The 22,425-nt window shown below is 72.4% G+C and carries 19 protein-coding genes; 16 read left to right on the top strand and 3 right to left on the bottom strand.

Annotated features, from left to right (window positions below; all coding sequences use genetic code 11):
• Positions 1 to 13 precede the first annotated feature (13 nt).
• The 5 genes from E6R62_RS18280 (at position 14) to E6R62_RS18300 (ending at position 5,482) form a co-directional block, all read left to right on the top strand.
• Positions 14 to 1,090, top strand: coding sequence for an ABC transporter ATP-binding protein (locus E6R62_RS18280; protein ID WP_240801748.1), 1,077 nt, complete (start codon positions 14 to 16; stop codon positions 1,088 to 1,090).
• A 5-nt stretch (positions 1,091 to 1,095) separates the two neighbouring features.
• Complete coding sequence (locus E6R62_RS18285; RefSeq protein WP_240801741.1) at positions 1,096 to 2,190, top strand: dipeptide ABC transporter ATP-binding protein; 1,095 nt, start codon at positions 1,096 to 1,098, stop codon at positions 2,188 to 2,190.
• A 349-nt stretch (positions 2,191 to 2,539) separates the two neighbouring features.
• Positions 2,540 to 3,196 carry a trimeric intracellular cation channel family protein gene (locus E6R62_RS18290; RefSeq protein WP_136214528.1) on the top strand — a complete coding sequence of 219 codons (657 nt, stop codon included), beginning with the start codon at positions 2,540 to 2,542 and terminating at the stop codon, positions 3,194 to 3,196.
• A gap of 58 nt (positions 3,197 to 3,254) precedes the next feature.
• The gene (locus E6R62_RS18295; protein WP_136214529.1) at positions 3,255 to 4,112 is read left to right on the top strand and encodes a thioesterase family protein; all 858 of its coding nucleotides are present in this window, start codon (positions 3,255 to 3,257) and stop codon (positions 4,110 to 4,112) included.
• Positions 4,113 to 4,318: 206 nt separating this feature from the next.
• A complete protein-coding gene (locus tag E6R62_RS18300) occupies positions 4,319 to 5,482 on the top strand; it encodes a cysteine desulfurase family protein (protein ID WP_136214530.1) in 1,164 nt (387 codons plus the stop codon).
• Between the two features lie 86 nt (positions 5,483 to 5,568).
• Here E6R62_RS18300 and E6R62_RS18305 read toward each other — a convergent pair whose 3' ends face one another.
• Complete coding sequence (locus E6R62_RS18305; RefSeq protein WP_136214531.1) at positions 5,569 to 6,225, bottom strand: N-acetylmuramoyl-L-alanine amidase; 657 nt, start codon at positions 6,223 to 6,225, stop codon at positions 5,569 to 5,571.
• 69 nt (positions 6,226 to 6,294) lie between these two features.
• On the opposite strand from E6R62_RS18305, the gene mnmA reads away from it, so the two are divergent.
• Positions 6,295 to 7,431, top strand: a complete 1,137-nt coding sequence (gene mnmA, locus E6R62_RS18310) for a tRNA 2-thiouridine(34) synthase MnmA (protein ID WP_136214532.1) — start codon at positions 6,295 to 6,297, stop codon at positions 7,429 to 7,431.
• Between the two features lie 42 nt (positions 7,432 to 7,473).
• On the opposite strand, the gene E6R62_RS18315 is transcribed toward mnmA, so the two are convergent.
• Positions 7,474 to 8,397: an NADP-dependent oxidoreductase gene (locus tag E6R62_RS18315; RefSeq protein ID WP_136214533.1), complete on the bottom strand. Its 924-nt coding sequence runs from the start codon at positions 8,395 to 8,397 to the stop codon at positions 7,474 to 7,476.
• Between the two features lie 134 nt (positions 8,398 to 8,531).
• Here E6R62_RS18315 and E6R62_RS18320 point away from each other — a divergent pair, with 134 nt between their 5' ends.
• The 10 genes from E6R62_RS18320 to gatB all read left to right on the top strand — a co-directional run bounded on the left by E6R62_RS18320 (position 8,532) and on the right by gatB (position 20,572).
• A complete protein-coding gene (locus E6R62_RS18320) occupies positions 8,532 to 9,512 on the top strand; it encodes a GlxA family transcriptional regulator (RefSeq protein ID WP_136214534.1) in 981 nt (326 codons plus the stop codon).
• Positions 9,513 to 9,600: 88 nt separating this feature from the next.
• Positions 9,601 to 9,945, top strand: coding sequence for a DUF1330 domain-containing protein (locus tag E6R62_RS18325; RefSeq protein ID WP_136214535.1), 345 nt, complete (start codon positions 9,601 to 9,603; stop codon positions 9,943 to 9,945).
• 115 nt (positions 9,946 to 10,060) lie between these two features.
• The gene (locus E6R62_RS18330; RefSeq protein ID WP_136214536.1) at positions 10,061 to 10,750 is read left to right on the top strand and encodes an SDR family oxidoreductase; all 690 of its coding nucleotides are present in this window, start codon (positions 10,061 to 10,063) and stop codon (positions 10,748 to 10,750) included.
• The gene (locus tag E6R62_RS18335; protein ID WP_136214537.1) at positions 10,747 to 11,739 is read left to right on the top strand and encodes a methionine synthase; all 993 of its coding nucleotides are present in this window, start codon (positions 10,747 to 10,749) and stop codon (positions 11,737 to 11,739) included. Before E6R62_RS18330 ends, E6R62_RS18335 begins: the two co-directional genes overlap by 4 nt.
• Positions 11,740 to 11,769: 30 nt before the next feature.
• The gene (gene ligA, locus E6R62_RS18340) at positions 11,770 to 13,980 is read left to right on the top strand and encodes an NAD-dependent DNA ligase LigA (protein ID WP_136214538.1); all 2,211 of its coding nucleotides are present in this window, start codon (positions 11,770 to 11,772) and stop codon (positions 13,978 to 13,980) included.
• A gap of 386 nt (positions 13,981 to 14,366) precedes the next feature.
• Positions 14,367 to 16,565, top strand: coding sequence for a bifunctional diguanylate cyclase/phosphodiesterase (locus E6R62_RS18345; protein ID WP_306432440.1), 2,199 nt, complete (start codon positions 14,367 to 14,369; stop codon positions 16,563 to 16,565).
• Between the two features lie 439 nt (positions 16,566 to 17,004).
• Entirely contained in the window at positions 17,005 to 17,301 is a 297-nt protein-coding gene (gene gatC / locus E6R62_RS18350) for an Asp-tRNA(Asn)/Glu-tRNA(Gln) amidotransferase subunit GatC (protein WP_010984178.1), read from the top strand.
• Between the two features lie 5 nt (positions 17,302 to 17,306).
• Complete coding sequence (gene gatA / locus E6R62_RS18355) at positions 17,307 to 18,806, top strand: Asp-tRNA(Asn)/Glu-tRNA(Gln) amidotransferase subunit GatA (protein ID WP_136214540.1); 1,500 nt, start codon at positions 17,307 to 17,309, stop codon at positions 18,804 to 18,806.
• Complete coding sequence (locus E6R62_RS18360; protein ID WP_136214541.1) at positions 18,803 to 19,048, top strand: hypothetical protein; 246 nt, start codon at positions 18,803 to 18,805, stop codon at positions 19,046 to 19,048. Before gatA ends, E6R62_RS18360 begins: the two co-directional genes overlap by 4 nt.
• 15 nt (positions 19,049 to 19,063) lie before the next feature.
• Positions 19,064 to 20,572 (top strand): Asp-tRNA(Asn)/Glu-tRNA(Gln) amidotransferase subunit GatB, encoded by a 1,509-nt coding sequence (gene gatB / locus E6R62_RS18365; protein ID WP_136214542.1) that lies wholly within the window; start codon positions 19,064 to 19,066, stop codon positions 20,570 to 20,572.
• 102 nt (positions 20,573 to 20,674) lie between these two features.
• On the opposite strand, the gene E6R62_RS18370 is transcribed toward gatB, so the two are convergent.
• Positions 20,675 to 22,414 (bottom strand): protein kinase, encoded by a 1,740-nt coding sequence (locus E6R62_RS18370; RefSeq protein WP_136214543.1) that lies wholly within the window; start codon positions 22,412 to 22,414, stop codon positions 20,675 to 20,677.
• Between the last annotated feature and the right edge of the window lie 11 nt (positions 22,415 to 22,425).

The raw sequence follows: 22,425 nt of genomic DNA on the forward strand, positions 1-22,425 counted from the left end.
CTCCGCCGGACCCGTGTTCGTGCCCGAGCAGGCGACGCCCGCATCCCGGGCCTCGGCGACGTCCTTCCTGTCCGTACGCGACCTCCAGGTCCACTTCCCGACCGACGACGGGCTGGTCAAGTCCGTCGACGGGCTCTCCTTCGACCTCGAACGCGGCAAGACGCTCGGCATCGTCGGCGAGTCCGGCTCCGGCAAGTCGGTCACCTCGCTGGCCATCATGGGCCTGCACCGCACCGGCCAGGCCCGCAGCCGCCCGCACATCTCCGGCGAGGTCGTCCTCGACGGCGAGGACCTCGTCCGGGCCGACGCCGACCACGTGCGCAAACTGCGCGGTCGCAAGATGGCGATGGTCTTCCAGGACCCGCTGTCCGCGATGCACCCGTACTACTCCGTCGGCAAGCAGATCGTCGAGGCGTACCGGACCCACAACGACGTCGACAAGAAGACGGCCCGCACCCGGGCCGTGGAGATGCTCGACCGCGTCGGCATCCCGGAGCCCCACCGGCGCGTGGACGCGTACCCCCACGAGTTCTCCGGCGGCATGCGTCAGCGCGCGATGATCGCGATGGCACTGGTCAACAACCCCGAGTTGCTCATCGCGGACGAGCCCACGACCGCCTTGGACGTCACCGTCCAGGCGCAGATCCTGGACCTGATCCGCGACCTCCAGAAGGAGTTCGGCTCCGCCGTCATCATGATCACGCACGACCTCGGCGTCGTCGCCGAGATGGCCGACGACATCCTCGTGATGTACGGCGGCCGGTGCGTCGAGCGCGGCACCGCCGAGAAGGTGTTCTACGAGCCCCGCCACCCCTACACCTGGGGCCTGCTCGGCTCGATGCCGCGCATCGACCGCGACCAGACCGAGCGCCTCATCCCGGTCAAGGGCTCGCCGCCCAGCCTCATCAACGTCCCGAGCGGTTGCGCCTTCAACCCCCGGTGCCCCTACGCCGACGTGCCCAAGGGCGGCATCACCCGCACCCGGCGCCCCGAGCTGACCCAGGACGACACCCGGCACTGGTCCGCCTGCCACATGTCGCAGGAGGAGCGGACCCGGATCTGGACCGAAGAGATTGCGCCGAAGCTGTGACCGACATGAACAAGACGGGCGCGGGTACGGATGCGCCGCAGGCCCCCGAAACCGAGGAGCCGCTGCTCAAGGTGACGGGGCTGGTCAAGCACTTCCCCATCAGCAAGGGGTTGCTGCGCCGCCAGACCGGCGCGGTCAAGGCCGTCGACGGGATCGACTTCGACGTCCGCCGCGGTGAGACCCTCGGCATCGTCGGCGAGTCCGGCTGCGGCAAGTCCACGATGGGTCGGCTGATCACGCGGCTGCTCGAACCGAGCAGCGGAAAGGTCGAGTTCGAGGGCAAGGACATCACCCACCTCGGTGTGGTCGGCATGCGGCCGCTGCGCCGCGACGTCCAGATGATCTTCCAGGACCCGTACGGCTCGCTGAACCCCCGCCACACGGTCGGCACGATCGTCGGAGCGCCGTTCAAGCTCCAGAAGGTCACCCCCGAGGGCGGGGTCAAGGCGGAGGTGCAGCGGCTGCTGTCGCTGGTGGGTCTCAACCCCGAGCACTACAACCGCTACCCGCACGAGTTCTCCGGCGGCCAGCGCCAGCGCATCGGCATCGCCCGGGCGCTGGCCCTCAAGCCGAAGCTGGTCGTCGCGGACGAGCCGGTGTCGGCGCTGGACGTGTCGATCCAGGCCCAGGTGGTGAACCTGCTGGACGACCTCCAGGAGGAGCTCGGCCTGACCTACGTGATCATCGCGCACGACCTGTCCGTCATCCGGCACGTCTCCGACCGGATCGCGGTGATGTACCTCGGCAAGATCGTGGAGCTGGCGGACCGCAACTCGCTCTACCAGGCGCCGATGCACCCGTACACGAACGCGCTGATGTCGGCCGTACCGGTGCCGGACCCGAGGCGGCGCGGCGCCAAGAGCGGCCGCATCCTGCTCAAGGGCGACGTGCCCTCCCCCATCTCGCCGCCGAGCGGTTGCCGGTTCCACACCCGCTGCTGGAAGGCGACGGAGCTGTGCACCACGCAGGAGCCGCCGCTGGTCGCCCTCAAGACCGGGCACCAGGTCGCCTGCCACCACCCGGAGAACGCCCCCGACCAGGCGCCGGGCGACAAGGCGCTGCCGGGCGCGGCGGAAGCGGTGGAGACGCCCACCGTGTAGCGCGAGGCGTCCCCCTGTCCCTCCCCCGGGAGCAGTGGCCGGGGGCGGACGGTGCCGGGGTCCCGGGGCGGCCACGCCCGGGGGCCCCGGCCCTGCCATTGCCGGGCGGGGCCCTCGGGCGCCGGCCGGCCGTTGCCGGCCCGGGTATCCGACGTCTTCTCGCGCCGTGCGCGCCGGTCGGCCGCGGTCCTGCCCTTGCCGGGCCTGACTTCGGCTCCGGCCCGCCGTTGCCGGCCCTGCCATCGCCGGCCCCGGCATGCGATGCCTCCTCGGGCCGTGCGTGCCGGTCCGGCCTGGTCGGCCGCCGGGCCTTGTCCGGGGCGCCGCCCGCACCCCGCACAATGGGGGCGTGTCCCACGATCTCTTCCCGCCCGAGATCCAGCACGCCCTGGACCTCGCGGGCATCTTCGTCTTCGCCACCGCCGGCGCGCTGCTCGCCGTACGCAAGAACTTCGACGTCTTCGGCATCTGCGTGCTCGCGCTCGTCACCGCCCTCGGCGGAGGACTCCTGCGCGACCTGGTGATCGGGGCCGTCCCGCCGGCCGCGTTCGGCGAGCTCAGCTTCTTCCTGACCCCGCTGGTCGCCGCCGCGATCGTCTTCTTCCTGCACCCCGAGGTCCAGCGGATCAACCGCGCCATCAACGTCTTCGACGCGGCGGGGCTCGGGCTCTTCTGCGTCTCCGGCACCACCAAGGCCTACGAGTACGGACTGGGGCTCACCGCGTGCGCCGCGCTGGGAGTGGCGACGGCGGTCGGCGGCGGCGTCATGCGCGACGTCCTGGCGGGCGGGGTGCCCTCGCTGCTGCGCGACCGCGAGATGTACGCGGTCCCGGCCGTGGTCGGGGCCTCGATGGTGGCCCTGTTCATCGCCTTCGACAAGCTGAACGGTTTCACCACGGGCGTCGCCATCGTCACCGCCTTCGTGCTCCGGCTGCTCGCGATCCGCTACCACTGGCGGGCGCCCCTGGCCTGGAACCGCCGCTCCGCGGTGGCCGAGGAGCCGTAACATCGCCGTAGCCGACCAAAGCTACCGCTTAGTAGCATGCCGGTGTACCGTCGGCCCCATGGCAGACACAGCGGCCCAGGCGGCCATCGGAGACAGCGAGTTCGACCGCGACACCGCCATCGCCCCCCGCGCGGGCGAGCCCGGGACGTACGACACCGAACTCTCGGCGGGTTGGACCATCATCACCGCCGTCAACGGCGGATACCTGCTGGCCCTGGTCGGCCGGGCACTGTCGGCGACCCTGCCGCACCCGGACCCGTTCACCGTCTCCGCCCACTACCTGACCTCCTCCGTGCCCGGCCCCGCCGTGATCCGCACGCAGGTCGTCCGCACCGGGCGCACCCTCTCCACCGGCCAGGCCTCGCTCTTCCAGTACGACGAGAACGGCGCGGAGATCGAACGCATCCGCGTCCTCGCCTCCTACGGCGACCTCGACGCGCTGCCCGACTCCGTCCACACCACGGCGCGGCCCCCGGCCATCCCGGCGTACGAGGACTGCCTGGGCCCGGAAGCGGGCCCGGCGCCGATCCCGGGCAGCTCCGCGATCGTGGACCGGTTGCGGCTGCGGCTGGACCCCGCGACGGCCGGCTGGGCCGTCGGCGCGCCGTCCGGCAAGGGCGAGATGCGCGCCTGGTTCGAGCTGGCCGACGGGCGGGACGCGGACCCGCTGTCCCTGCTGCTGGCGGTGGACGCGCTGCCGCCGACCTCCTTCGACCTCGGCCTGATGGGCTGGACCCCGACCGTCGAACTCACCACCCACGTCCGCCACCGGCCGGCCCCGGGCCCGCTGCGGGTCGCCATCACCACGCGCAACCTGGCCGGCGGCTTCCTGGAGGAGGACGCCGAGGTCTGGGACTCCGCGGGCCGCCTCGTGGCCCAATCCCGCCAGCTGGCCCGCGCGCCGCGCGCTTCCTAGGGCTCGGTTCGGTTCCGGGGCGCTGTAGGACCGGTTCCCCGGGCGCGCCCCTGCGCCTCACTCGCCCGTGCCGTCTCGGCCGGGCCGGGGCAGCGCCCCGGGGGACGGTGGCAGGCCCGGCAGGGCACGGCCGACCGGGGCCCGACCCCACCCGGAACGGGAGGGCGACGGACCGTCCCCGCAGGGACTCGTAGAATCGGGGGATCATGGCCTACCTCGATCACGCCGCAACCACGCCGATGCTGCCGGAGGCGGCTGCGGCGATGACCGCGCAGTTCGCCGCCACGGGTAACGCGTCCTCCCTCCACGCCGCCGGCCGCCGGGCCCGCCGCACCGTCGAGGAGGCGCGCGAGGCACTCGCCGAAGCCCTCGGCGCGCGCCCGAGCGAGGTGGTCTTCACCGCCGGCGGCACCGAGGCCGACAACATCGCCGTCAAGGGTCTCTACTGGGCCCGCCGCGACCAGGACCCCGCCCGGACCCGCGTCCTCGCCAGCCCCGTCGAACACCACGCCGTCCTCGACGCCGTCCACTGGCTCGCCGAGCACGAGGGCGCCCACGTCGAGTACCTGCCGGTGGACCGGTACGGGCGCGTCCGCCCCGAGGCCTTCCGCGAGGCGGTGGAACGCGACCCCGACGACATCGCCCTCGCCACCGTCATGTGGGCCAACAACGAGATCGGGACCGTCCTGCCGGTCCGTGAACTCGCCGCCATCGCGGGCGAGTTCGGCATCCCCATGCACTCGGACGCCGTCCAGGCCTTCGGGCAGCTCGATGTCCGCTTCGGCGACAGCGGTCTGGCCGCCGTGACCGTCAGCGGCCACAAGGTCGGCGGCCCCTACGGCATCGGCGCCCTGTTGCTCGGCCGCGACCAGAGCCCCGTACCCGTCCTGCACGGCGGCGGCCAGGAGCGGCACGTGCGCTCCGGCACCCTGGACGTGCCCGCCATCGCCGCCTTCGCGGTCGCCGCCGTCCTCGCCGCCGAACGGCGCGAGGCCTTCGCCACCCGCGTCGGCGCCCTGCGCGACGAGCTGGTCACCGCCGTGCTTCGGGAAGTGCCCGACGCCGTCCTGGGCGGGGACCCCACGGAGCGACTCCCCGCCAACGCCCACTTCAGCTTCCCCGGCTGCGAAGGGGACTCCCTGCTGTTGCTCCTCGACGCACAGGGCATCGAGTGCTCCACCGGCTCCGCCTGCACGGCGGGCGTGGCACAGCCCAGCCACGTCCTGCTCGCCACCGGCACCGACCCCGAGCTGGCCCGCGGCACCCTGCGGTTCTCCCTCGGCCACACCTCCACCAAGGAGGACGTCGCCGCCGTGGCCGCCGCCATCGGCCCCGCCGTGGCGCGCGCCCGCACGGCAGGCCTCAGCTAGGCCCTGTCGTCGTCGAAGTCCCACCCGGCCCGGCCCGGCTCGCGCCCCCCGGCGCGGCTCGCGCCCAGCCCGGCCGCGGCCGCAGCTCAGCCGGCCGCGGGCGGCGCCCCGGCGCGCAGGGCCTCGCCGACCATGCGCAGGTACCGGCCCCAGTCCCACAGCGGACCGGGGTCGGTGTGGTCGGAGCCCGGGACCTCGGAGTGGCCCAGGATGTGCTTGCGGTCGACGGGTATGCCGTACCTGTGGCACACATCGGCTGCCAGCCGGGCCGACGCCGCGTACATCGCGTCGGTGAAGTCCCGCGGCCGGTCGACGAACCCCTCGTGCTCGATGCCGACGCTGCGCTCGTTCATCGAGCGGTTCCCCGAGTGGAAGGCCACGTCCAGCTCGCGGACCATCTGCTCCACATGCCCGTCCTGCCGGACTATGTAGTGCGCCGACGCCTTGTGCCACGGGTTCCTGAAGGCGTCCACCGAGGTCCGGAAGCCGCCTTGCGTGACATGGACGACGATCCGGTCCACCCGGTAGTCATCCGGGCGGTCCGCCCGGCGCCAGTTCGCCGGCGAGGCCGCCGTCCAGCTCGCGCCCGCGTGGTCCACCGCCCCCTCCTGCCGCGGCTTGGACACCCCCGGCAGCAGCCACCACGCGCGCCCGATCTCATCCCGCCCCGCGATCGCCGCCACCGCGAAGATCCCGAGCCCGCCGAAGAGCACCGCCCTGCGGGTCCTGCCCTTGCCGCCCATGTGATCCACCCCCCGTACCCGAGAACGCGCTGGGACCCGGCCCGGTTCCCCCGTACTCTGGACGGTGCTATGACTGAGAACCTGCCGCGCACCGCCCGTCCACTCCGCGTCCTGGCCGCCATGTCCGGCGGTGTGGACTCCGCCGTCGCCGCCGCCCGCGCGGTCGAAGCCGGGCACGACGTGACCGGCGTCCACCTCGCGCTGTCCGCGAACCCGCAGTCCTTCCGGACCGGCGCCCGCGGCTGCTGCACCATCGAGGACTCGCGCGACGCCCGGCGCGCCGCCGACGTCATCGGCATCCCCTTCTACGTCTGGGACCTCGCCGAACGCTTCCGCGAGGACGTCGTGGAGGACTTCGTCGCCGAGTACGAGGCCGGGCGCACCCCGAACCCCTGCCTGCGCTGCAACGAGAAGATCAAGTTCGCGGCGCTGCTCGACAAGGCCCTCGCCCTCGGCTTCGACGCCGTGTGCACCGGCCACTACGCCACCGTCGTACTGAACGAGGACGGGACGCGCGAGCTGCACCGCGCCTCCGACATGGCCAAGGACCAGTCGTACGTCCTCGGCGTCCTCGACGAGAAGCAGCTCGCCCACGCCCTCTTCCCGCTCGGCGACACCCTCACCACCAAGGACGAGATCCGCGCCGAGGCCGAGGAGCGCGGCCTGGCCGTCGCGAAGAAGCCCGACAGCCACGACATCTGCTTCATCGCCGACGGCGACACCCAGGGCTTCCTCGCGAGCCGCCTGGGCAAGGCCGAGGGCGACATCGTCGACGAGGCGACCGGCGAGAAGGTCGGCACGCACGACGGCGCCTTCGGATTCACCATCGGCCAGCGCAAGGGCCTGCGGATCGGCCACCCCGCGCCCGACGGCAAGCCGCGCTACGTCCTCGACATCTCGCCGGTGAACAACACCGTGACCGTCGGCCCCGTCGAGGCGCTCGACGTCAGCGCCCTCACCGCGATCCGCCCCCGCTGGTGCGGCTCCACCCCGGCCGCCCCGGGGACGTACACCGCGCAGTTGCGCGCCCACGGCGGCGAGACCGAGGTCTTCGCCGAGATGGTGGACGGCGAGCTGCGCGTCTCCTTCACCGAACCGGTGCGCGGTGTGGCGCCCGGCCAGGCGATCGTGCTCTACGACGGCACGCGCGTGGTCGGCTCCGCCACCATCGCCACCACCACCCGCGCCGCCGCCGCGAACGTCTGACCGGCCCGGCCCACCGGTCGGGCCCCCGCCCCGGGGCCGTGCTCAGACCACCGTCAGGACGATCTTGCCGGTGGTCCGGCCCTGCTCGCCGATCTCGTGGGCCTTCGCCGCCTGCTCCAGCGGCAGCACCGTGTCGATCAGCGGCCGCAGCCGACCGTCCTCGACCAGGGCGGCGATCGCGGCCATGCCCTGCCGGTCCGGCTCCACCAGCACCGAGCTGACCCGCACCCCGTCGGCGTCCGGGTCCACGCCCTCGACGCCGGCGATCGTGACCAGGTGGCCGCCCGGCTTCAGCACCTTCACCGAGCGCCGCCCGTAGTCCCCACCGATGGTGTCCAGGACCACGTCCACGTCCCGGAGCGCCTCGGAGAAGTCGGTGCTCCGGTAGTCGATCAGCTCGTCCGCGCCCAGCTCGCGCAGCAGCTCGTGCTTGGCGGCGCTGGCGGTGCCGATCACGTACGCGCCGCGCGCCTTGGCGATCTGGACCGCGAGGTGGCCCACCCCGCCGGCCGCCGCGTGCACCAGCACCCGCTGCCCCGGCCGCACGTCGGCGGTGTCCACCAGGCTCTGCCAGGCCGTGAGCGCCGCCAGCGGCAGCGCGGCCGCCGCCACGTGGTCCAGGGCCGCGGGCTTGCGTACGAACTGCCGGGCCGGCGCGGTGACGTACTCGGCGTAGCCGCTCGCCTGCTTGGGGAAGCGCGGCATGCCGAAGACCTCGTCGCCGGGCTCGAAGACCGTGACGCCCGCGCCCACGGCCTCCACGGTGCCGGACACGTCCCAGCCGACCACGGGCACCGCGTCCCAGGCGATGAGCGCGCCGGACCCCCGGACCTTCCAGTCGACCGGGTTCACCCCCGCGGCGTGGACCCGGACCAGGATCTCGGTCGGCCCGGGCTCGGGCCGGTCGATCTCGGTCTCGACGAGGACCTCGGGTCCACCCCACTGGCTGACGACGACCGCACGCATGACTGTCTCCTTCGTGGCGCTCTGTTGCGCTCTGTGGTGCTCCGGGCCGGTCGTTCCGGCCGATGGCATCAGCTTGGCCGCTCGCGGGACCCCATGGTGTTGGCCGAACGGCCACCATGTGACAGGATCTGGCCATGCCCGCTTTGCATCGAATCGCCGTACTCGCCCTCGAAGGCGTCGCCCCCTTCGAGCTCGGCATGCCCTCCAGGGTCTTCGGGAACGCCCGCGCCGAAGACGGCGGCAGCCTCTACGAGGTGACCGTCTGCACCGTGGACGGCCTCCCGGTGGCCAGCGACGCGGGCTTCACCGTCGGCGTCGGCGCGGGCCCCGAGGCCCTCGCCGCGGCGGACACCGTGATCGTCCCGCCGACCCACGCCATGCCCGGGCTGCTGCGCGGCGAACCGCTGCCGCCCGCCCTCGCCGACGCCCTCGCGGCCATCCGTCCCGGCACCCGTGTCGTGTCCATCTGCACCGGCTCGGAGGTGCTCGCCGCCGCCGGGCTGCTCGACGGCCGGCCGGCCACCACCCACTGGGGACACGCGCCGGAGTTCCAGCGGGCCTTCCCGCGCGTCAAGCTCGACGAGGACGTGCTCTTCGTCGACGACGGCGACATCCTCACCTCCGCCGGGGTCGCCGCCGGCATCGACCTCTGCCTCTACCTCGTGCGCGCCGACCACGGCACCGCCGTCGCCAACCGCGCCGCGCGGATGTGCGTCGTACCGCCGTGGCGCGACGGCGGGCAGGCCCAGTACATCGACCGGCCCGTGCCCGAACCCACCGTCGCCACCACCACGGCCACCCGGGCCTGGGCCCTGGAACGGCTGGCCCAGCCGCTCACCCTGGCCGAGCTGGCCGCGCACGCGCGGATGAGCCTGCGCACCTTCACCCGGCGCTTCCGCGACGAGGTCGGCATGACCCCCGTCCAATGGCTCACCGGCCAACGGCTGGACCTGGCAAGGCAGTTGCTGGAATCCAGCGATCTGCCCGTCGACCTCGTCGCCCACCGCTCCGGCTTCGGTTCCGCGAGCTCCCTGCGCCAGCACATGCGGGCGACCCTGGGCATCTCCCCGATCGCCTACCGGCGCACCTACCGCCCGGCCCTCGTCGAGGCATGACCCGCGAGGTAATCGCCACCGACGCCACGGCGCGAAAGGATCGAGGCAACGGCCCGGACCACCGGGACAGCCGAGAGGGGAGAGACTCATGACCGCGTACGCCATCGGCCTCCAGCGTCCCGAGACCATGAACGAGGAGATCCTGCGCTACATCGAGGAGGTCCAGGCCACCATGGACCCGTTCGAAGGCCGCTTCCTCGTCCACGGGGCCGAGGTGGAGGTCATGGAAGGCACCTTTCCCGGCACGCTCGTCGTGATCGGCTTCCCGGACATCGAGCGGGCCCGCGCCTGGTACGCGTCCCCCGCCTACCAGGCCCTCATCCCGCTCCGCGCCCGCCACATCCCCGGCGAGATCATCCTGGTCGACGGGGTCCCGCCGGGCTACGACGCCCACCAGACCGCCGCCGGCCTGCGCGAGGCCGCCGGCCTCTGACCGGGCGGCGCCCACCGCACCGCGCGGCCCTCGCCGCACCGCGCGCCCCCCGCACCGTGCCCCCACCGCACCCCGGGGAGGACGACGGCCCCCGCCGGGGTGCGAGCATGGCCACATGGCTACTCACCTGATCACCGGTGCCGGATCGGGCATCGGCGCCGCCGTCGCCGCCCGCCTCCACGCCCGCGGCGACGACCTCGTCCTGCTCGCCCGCGACGCCGGCCGCGCCAGGCAGCTCACGGACCGGTACCCGGGCGCCCGCGCGCTCGTCGGCGACCTCGCCGACCCCGACCGGCTCTCCTGGGCGTTCTCCAAGCAGGCCGTCCCCGAGCGGATCGACTCCCTCCTGCACATCGCCGGCATCGTCGACCTCGGACCGGTCGGGGAACTGCGCCCCAAGACCTGGCACCAGCAGCTCAACGTCAACCTCATCGCCCCCGCCGAGGTCACCCGCCTGCTGCTGCCCACCCTGCGCGCCTCGCGCGCGACCGTCGTCTTCGTGAACTCAGGCGCCGGCCTGAACGCCCACGCGGACTGGAGTGCCTACGCCGCCTCCAAGCACGGCCTCAGGGCGCTCGCCGACTCCCTGCGCGAGGAGGAGAGGGAGCACGGCGTCCGCGTCACCTCCGTCTACCCGGGCCGCACCGCCAGCCCCATGCAGGCCAAGGTGCACTCGCAGGAGGGCAAGGAGTACGACCCCGCCGCCTGGATCGACCCCGAATCGGTGGCCACCACCATCGTCATGGCCGTCGACCTGCCCCGCGACGCCGAGGTCAACGACCTGTCCGTGAGGCCCGGCCGATGACCGCGAACGCCACCGGCGTCGGCTCGCTGCCCGGCGGCGACGCCCGCGAGGCGGCCAAGACAGCCACCGGTTCCTTCGAGCAGTTCCCGTACCTCCCCGAACTGCCCGCCCGCGGGCCCGGCGCGGACATGATCGGCCGCACCCTGGGGCTGCTCGTGGAGATGTACGCGCACGTCGAACCCAGCGGCTGGCGCATCAGTGACCGCCCCGGCCGCGACACCCGGCGCTCCCGATCCTGGCTGGGGGAGGACCTCGACGCGCTGGAGGAGTTCACCCAGGGGTACCGCGGCAGGCTCAAGGTCCAGGCCGTAGGCCCGTGGACCCTGGCCGCGGCCCTGGAGCTGCACGGCGGCGAGGCCGTGCTCCAGGACCCCGGCGCCTGCCGTGACCTGGCCGCGTCCCTCGCCGAAGGGCTGCGCGAACACCTGGCCGACGTCCGCCGGCGCGTGCCCGGAGCCGAGATCGTGCTCCAATTCGACGAGCCGTCGCTGACCGCCGTCCTGCTCGGCCGGGTCCGCTCCGCGAGCGGCTACCGCACCTACCGGGCGATCGACCGGCAGGTGGTCGAGGGCACGCTCCGCGACCTCTTCGACGTCACCGAGTCGGTCGGCGGGGAGGTGGTCGTCCACTCGTGTGCCCCCGAGGTGCCCTTCGCCCTCCTGCGGCGAGCCGGTGCCTCGGGCGTGTCGTTCGATTTCTCCTTGCTCACCGAGCGCGAGGACGACGCCATCGGCGAAACGGTCGAGGACGGCCTGAAACTCTTCGCCGGAGTGGTGCCGGGCACCGATGCCCCGTTGTCGGACCCGGGCGGTAGCGTCATGGGTGTCAGGAAGCTTTGGCGCAGGCTGGGGCTGGCTCCGGGGACTCTGGCCGAGTCCGTCGTGGTCACCCCGTCGTGCGGTCTGGCGGGCGCCTCGCCCGCCTACGCCCGCGCGGCACAGGCGCACTGCGTCAGAGCGGCGAGGTCGCTCGCCGACAACCCTGAGTGACGGTCGAGACGGGCCACGGGAGGACACGGCATGGCAGCCGAACAGAAGCAGGCAAGCGACACGACGGCACCGGCGGCGGTGCGTGAACAGCACGCGCTGCTCGCCGAGCAGGTCGAGGAGCACCGCTTCCGGTACTACGTGAACGACCAGCCGGTCGTCAGCGACACCGAGTTCGACCAGCTGCTGCGCTCGCTGGAGGCACTGGAGGAGGAGTACCCGGAGCTGCGCACCCCGGACTCGCCCACCCAGAAGGTGGCCGGGGCGTACGAGACGGACTTCGCCTCCGTGCAGCACCGTGAGCGCATGCTCTCGCTCGACAACGCCTTCGACGACGAGGAACTGGCGACCTGGGCCGAGCGGGTCGCCCGGGACGTGAACACGGGCGACTACCACTACCTCTGCGAGCTGAAGGTGGACGGCCTCGCCGTCAACCTGACCTACGAGAACGGCCGCCTCACCCGCGCCGCCACCCGCGGCGACGGCCGCACCGGCGAGGACATCACGCCCAACGTCCGCACCATCAAGGAGATCCCCGACCGCCTGAAGGGCGACCGGATTCCCCGGCTGGTGGAGATCCGCGGTGAAGTCTTCTTCCCCATGGAGAAGTTCGAGGAGCTCAACGCCCGCCTCGTCGAGGCGGGCGACAAGCCCTTCGCCAACCCGCGCAACGCGGCCGCCGGTTCGCTGCGCCAGAAGGACCCCAAGGTCACCGCGACCCGCCCGCTGCACATGGTCGTGCACGGCATCGGTGCCCGCGAGGGCCTCGACATCGACAAGCTCTCCCAGGCGTACGGGCTGCTCGGCGAATGGGGACTGCCGACCGCCCGGCACAACAAGGTGGTCTCCTCACTCGAAGAGGTCCGCGAGTTCATCGCCTACTTCGGCGAGAACCGGCACTCCGTGGAACACGAGATCGACGGCGTCGTCGTCAAGCTCGACGAGATCCCGCTCCAGGGGCGGCTCGGTTCCACCGCGCGCGCCCCGCGCTGGGCCATCGCCTGGAAGTACGCCCCGGAAGAGGTCAACACCAAGCTGATCGACATCAAGGTCGGCGTCGGCCGCACCGGGCGCGTCACCCCGTACGCGCAGGTCGAGCCGGTGACCGTGGCCGGCTCCGAGGTCGAGTTCGCTACCCTGCACAACCAGGAGGTCGTGAAGGCCAAGGGCGTGCTCATCGGGGACACCGTCGTGCTGCGCAAGGCGGGGGACGTCATCCCCGAGATCCTCGGCCCGGTGGTGGACCTGCGCGACGGCACCGAGCGCGAGTTCGTGATGCCCGCCGAGTGCCCCGAGTGCGGGACGCCGCTGCGGCCGATGAAGGAAGGCGACATCGACCTGCGCTGCCCGAACGGTCAGACGTGCCCCGCCCAACTGCGCGAGCGGCTGTTCTACCTGGTCGGCCGGCAGTGCCTCGACATCGAGAACTTCGGCAAGGTCGCCGCGGCCGCGCTGACCAGACCGCTGGAGCCGGCCTCCCCGCCGATGCTCGACGAGGGCGACCTCTTCACCCTCACCATCGACGACCTGCTGCCCATCAAGGCGTACGTGCTCGACCAGGACAGCGGACTGCCCAAGCGGGACCCGAAGACGGGCGAGGAGAAGATCGTCCGCGTCTTCGCCAACCAGAAGGGCGAACCCAAGAAGAACGCCCTGGCGATGCTCCGGAACATCGAAGCCGCCAAGGAGCGCCCCCTGGCCCGCGTCATCAACGGCCTGTCCATCCGCCATGTCGGGCCCGTCGCCGCCGAGGCCCTCGCCCGCGAATTCCGGTCGATCGAGCGCATCGAACAGGCCACCGAGGAGGAACTGGCAGCGACGGACGGCGTCGGTGCGATCATCGCCGCCTCCCTCAAGGAGTGGTTCGCCGTCGAGTGGCACCAGGAGATCCTGCGCAAGTGGCGCGCGGCCGGTGTGCGGATGGAGGAGGAAGGTTCCGGTGAAGACGTGGGGCCGCGTCCGCTGGAGGGCATGACCGTCGTGGTCACCGGCACCCTCCGGAGCCACACGCGTGACGGGGCCAAGGAGGCCCTGCAGAGCCGCGGCGCCAAGGTCACGGGATCCGTCTCGAAGAAGACCTCCTTCGTCGTCGTCGGAGACAACCCCGGCTCCAAGTACGACAAGGCCGTTCAATTGAAGCTCCCGATCCTCGACGACGAGGGCTTCGCGGTACTGCTGGAGCAGGGTCCCGACGCCGCCCGCGCCGTAGCCCTCCCGGTGGACGGCGCCACCGAAGCGGAGTAATCACCGGATGAACGCCCTTCCGGGCAGCGGTTCAGGTGAACCGATGCGCGGCGTGCGGCCGTACGGGCGGGCGCACGCCCCGCGCGGGACCTGGGGGTAAACGGCTCATACAAGCCTGGTGGCGGGGCCGTGAGCTGTCGGATCATCGCAGGGGTGGCCTCGAAGTCGTGGTCCAAACTCACCCGTTCGGCGGATACCGTACTGATGAGGATGGCTGGGGCGCATTCGGGCAACCACCGCCGACCGCTGCCCTTGGGAGCCTCTCGCGTCCTACTGTTGAGGGGTGCGCCTGTCGTGCACGGCTGCCTGATGCGCTTTCAGCCGTGACGGCACGACACAGGGGCCATCGCGTGACATCGGCATCGCCGGCTGTGAGAGGGACGGGCATGAAACCCACCGAAAGCGCCGACCCGTCACCTGAATTCGGCGGGGAACCCCCGTCCATACGGACGGGCCGGCTCGGTGTCCTGGGTGCCAGGACACCGGAGACGCGCACGCCGGACACCGGGGCGGGCGCGAGCGGCGGACAGGGGCGCACCGTGTTGCCCTTCGCCGTCGTCGGTCTGGCGGTCACCGTACTGGCGGCGGGCGCCGTCTCCGCCCTGACCGAACGTCACGCCCTGTTCCCGGGAGGCCCCGTGGGTTGGGCGCTCGCCCTCCTCACCGGGGTCATCGTCGGCCACCTCGTGGCGCTCGGCCGCGACCGCTGGTGGGGCGGTACCGGCTCGGGAGCCGCGCTCACCCTCGGCGTGCTCCTCCTCTACGGATGGGTCTCCGCCGGGCTCGTCTCCCTGGCCGTGGTCTCGCTCGTCGGGGCCGCCCGCCGCCACCGGTGGCGGCAAGGCCTGCTGCACGGCTCCGCCGACATCCTCGGCATCGGCGCCGGCGCCCTCGTCCTGGCTGCCTTCGGCGAGACACCGACCGTGGAGGTCCCCTGGCTGCCCACCACCTGGGGCCTGGCGGCGATCCCCGAGGTGGTCCTCGTCGCCGTCGCCTACCTGCTGGTGACCCGGCTCGTCCTGTGGTTCGCGCTCACCCCGCGCGGTGCCGGACTGCCCACCGTCGCCCGCACCGCCCTGCTGCGGCAGGCGCTCGTCGCCGCCGCGCTGCTCGGGATCGCCCCGCTGATCTGTGTCGTCGCCTACACCCAGCCGGTACTGCTGCCGCTGTTCGCCGTACCGCTCATCGCACTGGACTCCACCCTGTGGATCGCCCGTGCCCGAGCCGAGGAACAACTGCGCGACCCGCTGACCGGCCTGCCGAACCGGCAGTGGCTGCTGGAGCGCACCTGGTCGGCGCTGGACGAGGCTGAACGTTTGGGCACCCGCTCCGCCCTCGTCCTCATCGACCTCGACCGCTTCCGCGCCGTCAACGACACCCTCGGCCACCTCGCCGGGGACCGGTTGCTCCTCCAGATCGCCGAACGGCTGCGGCAGGCGCTCCCGCCGGACGCCGAGGCGGCCCGCCTCGGCGGCGACGAGTTCGCCGTCCTGCTGCCGCTCGCCGACTCCACCACCAGCGCCCAGCGCGTCGCCCGCAACCTGGTCTCCGAACTCAGCTCCCCGCTCGACCTCGACGGCCTCACCCTCGTCCTGGAGGCCAGCGCCGGCCTCGCCGTCTTCCCCGACCACGCCCTGGACGCCGAAGGCCTGCTGCGGCGGGCCGACGTCGCCATGTACCAGGCCAAAAGGGACCGCACCGGCGTCGAGGTGTACGAGTCCAAGCGCGACAGCAACACGCCCGACCGGCTCGGCCTCCTCGGAGACCTCCGCAGGGCGCTCGACGCCGGCGAGGTCGAACTCCACTACCAGCCGAAGGTCGGCTTCGACGGGAAGGTGGCCGGCCTCGAAGCGCTCGTGCGCTGGGTCCACCCCGAGAGGGGGCGGGTCTCGCCGGACGAGTTCATCGCCATCGCCGAGACCTCCGGTCTCATGCCGCACCTGACGGAGTACGTCCTGGAGACGGCCCTGGCCCAGGTGGCCCGCTGGCGCGCCCAGGGCCTCAAGGTGCCGGTCGCCGTGAACGTCTCGCCGCGCGACGTCCACACCCCCGGCTTCGCCGGAGCCGTGGCCGCCAGGCTGGCCCGGCACGGGGTCCCGGCGAGCGGCCTCCAACTGGAGATAACGGAACACGTGCTGCTGGAGGACCCCCAGCGGGCGGCGGACACCATGGCCGGGCTGACCGGCCACGGGGTGAAGATGTCCCTGGACGACTTCGGCACCGGCTACTCCTCGCTGGTACACCTGCGGCGGCTCCCGGTCAGCGAACTCAAGATCGACCGCTCGTTCGTGGCGCGGTTGGCCGTGGACGCCCAGGACGCCGAGATCGTCCGCTGCACCGTGGACCTCGCGCACTCGCTGGGCCTGCTGGTCGTCGCCGAGGGCGTCGAGGACGACGAGACCTGGGAGCGGCTGCGGGACCTGGGCTGCGACGCCGTCCAGGGCTGGCTGATCGCCGCCGCCATGCCCCCGCAGGAGGCCACGGCCTGGCTCCTGGCCCGCGGTGAACGCGGCTGGCGCCGCCCGGCGGACATCACGGCCGAACTCGCGGCCGCGGCGGCCAAGGAATCCCAGGCCGCCTCCTGAGCCCCCGCCCGCGCGAGCGGCCCGGGGCGCACCTGGCCGGGACGGCCGGACCCCGCGCCCACTCGGGGAGGGGTCGGCGCTGATTCGGCAGCGCCCGGGCGCGGCGCGGCGGCACACCCGGCCGCGGCGCACCGAGCCGGACGGCCGGGATCAGCCCCGTGTGCGTTCGGAGCGTGGCCCTCGGGCTGGCCGAGCCCGCACCGGCGGGCGGCGGCCCCGTCGAGGACCGGAGCCGCGCCCGGCGCCGGGGCCGAGCCGGATCTTGGGGCCCCGCCGGCGATCGAGGCGCGGGTCCGGGCGGCGGCCGGCGAGGCGCCGCGCGGCGGCCCGCCCGGCGCTCCCGGCGGCCGACGCGGCAAACCGTTTAGTGGCTGCGCCCCCCCGCCCCATAGGATTGGCAGCGAAACCTACACACTCACCACCCCCAGAGGATCGCTGCATGCCTGGCATCACGCGCGAGGAGGTCGCCCACCTCGCTCGGCTGGCACGTCTGGAGCTCAAGGCCGAAGAGCTGGACCACTTCGCCGGACAGCTCGACGACATCATCGGCGCGGTCGCCCGCGTATCCGAGGTCGCCGACCAAGACGTCCCGCCGACCTCCCACCCGCTGCCGCTGACCAACGTCATGCGCGCGGACGAGGTCCGTCCGTCGCTCACCCCCGAGCAGGCGCTTTCCGGCGCTCCCGCCCAGGAGCAGCAGCGTTTCAAGGTGCCGCAGATCCTGGGGGAGGACTAACAACCATGGCTGACACCATCATCATCAAGCTCACCGCCGCCGAGACCGCCGAGAAGATCGCCTCCGGCGAGCTCACGGCCGTCGAGGTCACCGAGGCCCACCTGGCCCGCATCGAGGCGACCGACGAGAAGGTCCACGCCTTCCTGCACGTCGACCGCGAAGGCGCCCTGGCCCAGGCCCGCGCCGTCGACGCCAAGCGGGAGCGCGGCGAGAAGCTCGGCCCGCTGGCCGGCGTACCGCTCGCCCTCAAGGACATCTTCACGACGATCGGCGTCCCGACCACCGTCGGCTCGAAGATGCTCGAAGGGTGGATCCCGCCCTACGACGCCACCCTGACGCGCAGGCTCAAGGAAGCCGACGTCGTCATCCTCGGCAAGACCAACATGGACGAGTTCGCCATGGGGTCCTCCACCGAGAACAGCGCGTACGGCCCCACCGGCAACCCCTGGGACCTGACCCGCATCCCCGGCGGCTCCGGCGGCGGCTCCGCCGCGGCCCTCGCCGCGTTCCAGGCGCCCCTCGCGATCGGCACGGACACCGGCGGTTCCATCCGCCAGCCCGCCGCCGTCACGGCCACCGTCGGCGTGAAGCCCACGTACGGCTCGGTCTCCCGCTACGGCATGGTCGCCTTCTCCTCCTCCCTCGACCAGGGCGGCCCCTGCGCCCGTACGGTCCTGGACGCCGCGCTCCTCCACGAGGTGATCGCCGGCCACGACCCGATGGACTCCACCTCCATCGACGCCCCGGTCCCGCCGGTCGTCGAGGCGGCGCGGAGCGGCTCCGTCGCCGGCATGCGCGTCGGCGTGGTCAAGCAGTTCGCGGGCGAGGGCTACCAGGCCGGTGTCGTCCAGCGTTTCAACGAGTCGGTCGAGCTCCTCAAGGAACTCGGCGCCGAGATCGTCGAGCTGGACTGCCCGTCCTTCGACCTGGCCATGGCCGCGTACTACCTGATCGCCCCGTCCGAGGCCTCCTCTAACCTGGCCCGCTTCGACGGTCTGCGCTACGGCCTGCGCGTCGGCGACGACGGCACCCTGTCCGCCGAGGACGTCACCGCCCTGACCCGCGAAGCCGGCTTCGGCGACGAGGTCAAGCGCCGCATCATCCTCGGCACGTACGCGCTCAGCTCCGGCTACTACGACGCGTACTACGGCTCCGCCCAGAAGGTCCGCACGCTGATCTCGAAGGACTTCGAGAAGTCCTTCGAGCAGGTCGACGTGATCGTCTCCCCGACGACCCCGACCACCGCCTTCCCGATCGGCGAGCGCACCGACGACCCCCTGGCGATGTACCTCGCCGACCTGTGCACCATCCCGACCAACCTGGCCGGCAACTCCGCCATGTCGCTCCCCTGCGGCCTGGCACCGGAGGACGGCCTGCCGGTCGGACTGCAGATCATCGCCCCCGCCATGAAGGACGACCGGCTGTACAAGGTCGGTGCCGCCGTCGAGGCCGCCTTCATGGAGCGCTGGGGTCACCCGCTGCTTGAGGAGGCTCCGTCGCTGTGAGTGGTAGCGCACTGTCCAAGGCCAAGGGCTTCAAGAAGTCCAAGTCCGGTACGTACCTGTCGATCGGCACCACCGCCTTCGGTGCCATCAGCGTGATCAAGCAGGCCAAGAAGGCCCGCACCGAGAACGACACGCTGAAGCTGGTCGACGCCGTTGTGTCCGCCGCCGCCATCGTCACCGGCCTCGCGATCCTGTACCGCGAGCTGAAGCGTCTCGGCGACGACGACGTCCTGCTGGGCTGAGAGGGAAGTTTCACTGTGACCGTCACCGAACTGCTGTCGTACGAGGACGCCCTCGCGTCGTACGACCCCGTCATGGGCCTGGAGGTCCATGTCGAGCTCGGCACCAAGACCAAGATGTTCTGCGGCTGCTCGACCGAGCTGGGCGCGGAGCCCAACGCGCAGACCTGCCCCGTCTGCCTCGGCATGCCCGGCGCGCTCCCGGTCGTCAACGCGATCGGCGTCGAGTCCGCCATCAAGATCGGCCTCGCGCTGAACTGCGAGATCGCCGAGTGGTGCCGCTTCGCCCGGAAGAACTACTTCTATCCGGACATGCCGAAGAACTTCCAGACCTCCCAGTACGACGAGCCGATCGCCTTCAACGGCTTCCTGGACGTCCAGCTGGAGGACGGCGAGATCTTCCGCGTGGAGATCGAGCGCGCCCACATGGAGGAGGACACCGGCAAGTCGCTGCACGTCGGCGGCGCCACCGGCCGCATCCACGGCGCGTCCCACTCCCTGCTGGACTACAACCGGGCCGGCATCCCGCTGATCGAGATCGTCACCAAGCCCATCGAGGGCGCCGGCGAGCGGGCCCCCGAGGTCGCGAAGGCGTACGTCGCCGAGCTGCGCGAGGTCATCAAGGCTCTCGGAGTCTCCGAGGCCCGGATGGACAAGGGCCAGATGCGCTGCGACGTGAACCTGTCGCTGCGCCCGAACGGCACCGAGAAGTTCGGCACCCGCTCGGAGACGAAGAACGTCAACTCGCTCCGCTCCGTGGAGCGCGCGGCGCGCTTCGAGATCCAGCGCCACGCGGCGGTGCTCTCCTCCGGCGGCACCATCATCCAGGAGACCCGGCACTTCCACGAGGAGGACGGCTCCACCACGGCCGGCCGCATCAAGGACAACGCCGAGGACTACCGGTACTTCCCGGAGCCCGACCTGGTCCCCGTCGCCCCGGCCCGCGACTGGGTCGAGGAACTGCGGGGCGGTCTGCCCGAGATGCCGCGCGTGCGTCGCAACCGGCTCCGCGAGGAGTGGGGCGTGAGCGAGCACGACATGCAGTCGATCCTCAACGCCGGCGCGGTGGACTCCATCGTCGCCACCATCGAGGCGGGCGCCGACTCGGCCGCCGCGCGCAAGTGGTGGATGGGCGAGCTGGCCCGCAACGCCAACGAGCAGGGCGTCTCGGTCGACGAGCTGCCCATCACCCCGGCGCAGGTCGCCCGGGTCGCGGCCCTGGTGGCCGACGGCTCGCTCAACGACAAGCTGGCCCGCCAGGTCATCGAGGGCGTCCTCGCCGGCGAGGGCACCCCCGACGAGGTCGTCGAGAAGCGCGGCCTCAAGGTCGTCTCGGACGAGGGCGCGCTGGGCGCGGCCGTGGACGAGGCCATCGCGGGCAACGCCGCCATCGCGGACAAGATCCGCGGCGGCAAGATCGCCGCCGTGGGCGCCCTGGTCGGCGCGGTCATGAAGACCACCCGCGGCCAGGCGGACGCGGCCCGCGTCAAGGAGCTCATCCTGGAGCGGCTGGGCGTCTCGGAGTAGCCCCCGCCACGCGCGCCCGCGGCCCCGCACCGGAACCTCCGGTGCGGGGCCGCGGGCGTGTCCCCGGTCGGGTCCCGGGTCGGGTCCCGGGTCGTGTCCCGGTCAGCGGGTGAGTTGCGGGGCGGCGATGACCACCTTGCCCATGTCGCAGCCCGCGTCCACCTTGAGGCGCAGCCGCAGGGCGCCGTTGACGTCCACCCTCTTGGTGATCGGCTTGCCGAGCTCGACGAGTTCGGAGAACGCGGCCGGCTGTCCGTCGAGGGAGACGCTGACCCGGCCCTTCTCGTGGGTGGACCCGTCGTCGATCCCGGCTGTGAAGTCCAGGTACTTCCACTCGCGGTTGAGGTCGAACTCGGCGATCGCGTCGCCGTTGCACCCCAGGTCCGCGATGAAGGCCGCCCCGTACTGCTGCGTGTTGATCTTCGCGGCCCCGACCGTGAAGTCGCCCAGCGAGTCCACCGGCGTCATGACCGTCAGATCGGCAGCTTTGATGTTCGGCGCGACGCCCGCCGGCTTGGTACCCGAGGCGGTGGGCTCGGCCGTGGCCTCCTTGCTCCCGCTCTCCGACGGGCTCGACGTCGCCGTCTCCTCCGGGGTGGCCTCGTCGGAGGCGGCGCCGGCCGCCTTGCCGTCCGAGGCGGTCTGCTGCCGCCCCTTGTCGTCGTCGTGCTGGAGCAGCTGTACGCCGATCACCGCGAGGGCGCCGATGACCAGCACGGCGGCCACCGAGCCGAGGACGAGCCCGGTCCGCTTCTTCTCCTTCTCCCCCTTCCTGCCCGTCGGCTCCGGGGGCGGGGACTCGTGCAGGGCGTACGTGGGCGCGTGCGCGGCGGGGGTCGGTTCGGTGGGTTGTTGCGCCGGCTGTTGGCCGGGCTGTTGGGCGGGTTGTGTGGTGGGCGGGCCGGCGGGCTGCGGCGGGACCACGGGAGCCGCCACCGGCCTGGGCGGGACCGCGCCGGGTACCGCGTCCTGCGGGGCGGTGGCGCGCTGGGAAGCGGAGCTGGTCGTGGACACCACCGCGTGCCGTACGTCCTTCATCCAGCCGGTCAGGCTCACCGGCCGCTCGCCGGGGTCGTAGGCGTGGATCGCGGCGATCCGGCCGCGCTGCTCGACGTCCAGGACCGCGAACTGCGGCAAGGCCTGCATGGCCCTGGCCAGTTGCTCCGGGGAGGAGGGCGGGGATTCCCCGCTCAGCAGGAAGTACGCGATGGCCCCGAAGGCGTACCGGTCCGTCCCCGGGGTCCGCTTGCCGTCGAAGACCTCGGGGGCCGCGTAGCCCGGGGTGAACCAGACCTCGGCCGTCTGGTGGTCGGCCGTGAGCTTGCTCAGGCCGAAGTCCACGAGAGTCGCCTGCCCGTGGGCGTCGACCATGACGTTGCCGGGGGAGAGGTCACCGTGGATCACCTGCCGGCCGGACGGGGTCGCCTTCCCCGAGTGCAGCCAGTCCAGCACGTCGGCCAGTTGGTCCAGCGTACGCATGACCTCGCGCCGCTCGGTGGGGGTGGTGAGGGTGCGCTCGGCACGCCAGTCGCGCAGGTCGAGCCCGTCGACGTGGTTCATGACGAGTACGAGCGCCCGCCCGGTCAGCGTCCCGGACTCCCCGGGCCGGTGGATCGGCGGCCCCTCGAAATGCTCCCGGACGCCGACGACGCCGGGGCGGTGGACGAACCGGAGCAGCTCGGCCTGCTCGTTCCACTTCTGGCTCATCCGGTCGAAGATCTCGGGCGTGATGGTCGTCTTGGAGTCGAGCACCTTGACGACCACCGGTTCACTGCCACCCGCGAGCTGGATCTCGGCGAGGTAGAGCACGGCCTCCCCGCCGCGCCCGATGGACCGGAGCAACCGATAGCGGT

It is taken from the genome of Streptomyces sp. A1136 (genome assembly GCF_004795055.1).
Taxonomy (GTDB): domain Bacteria; phylum Actinomycetota; class Actinomycetes; order Streptomycetales; family Streptomycetaceae; genus Streptomyces.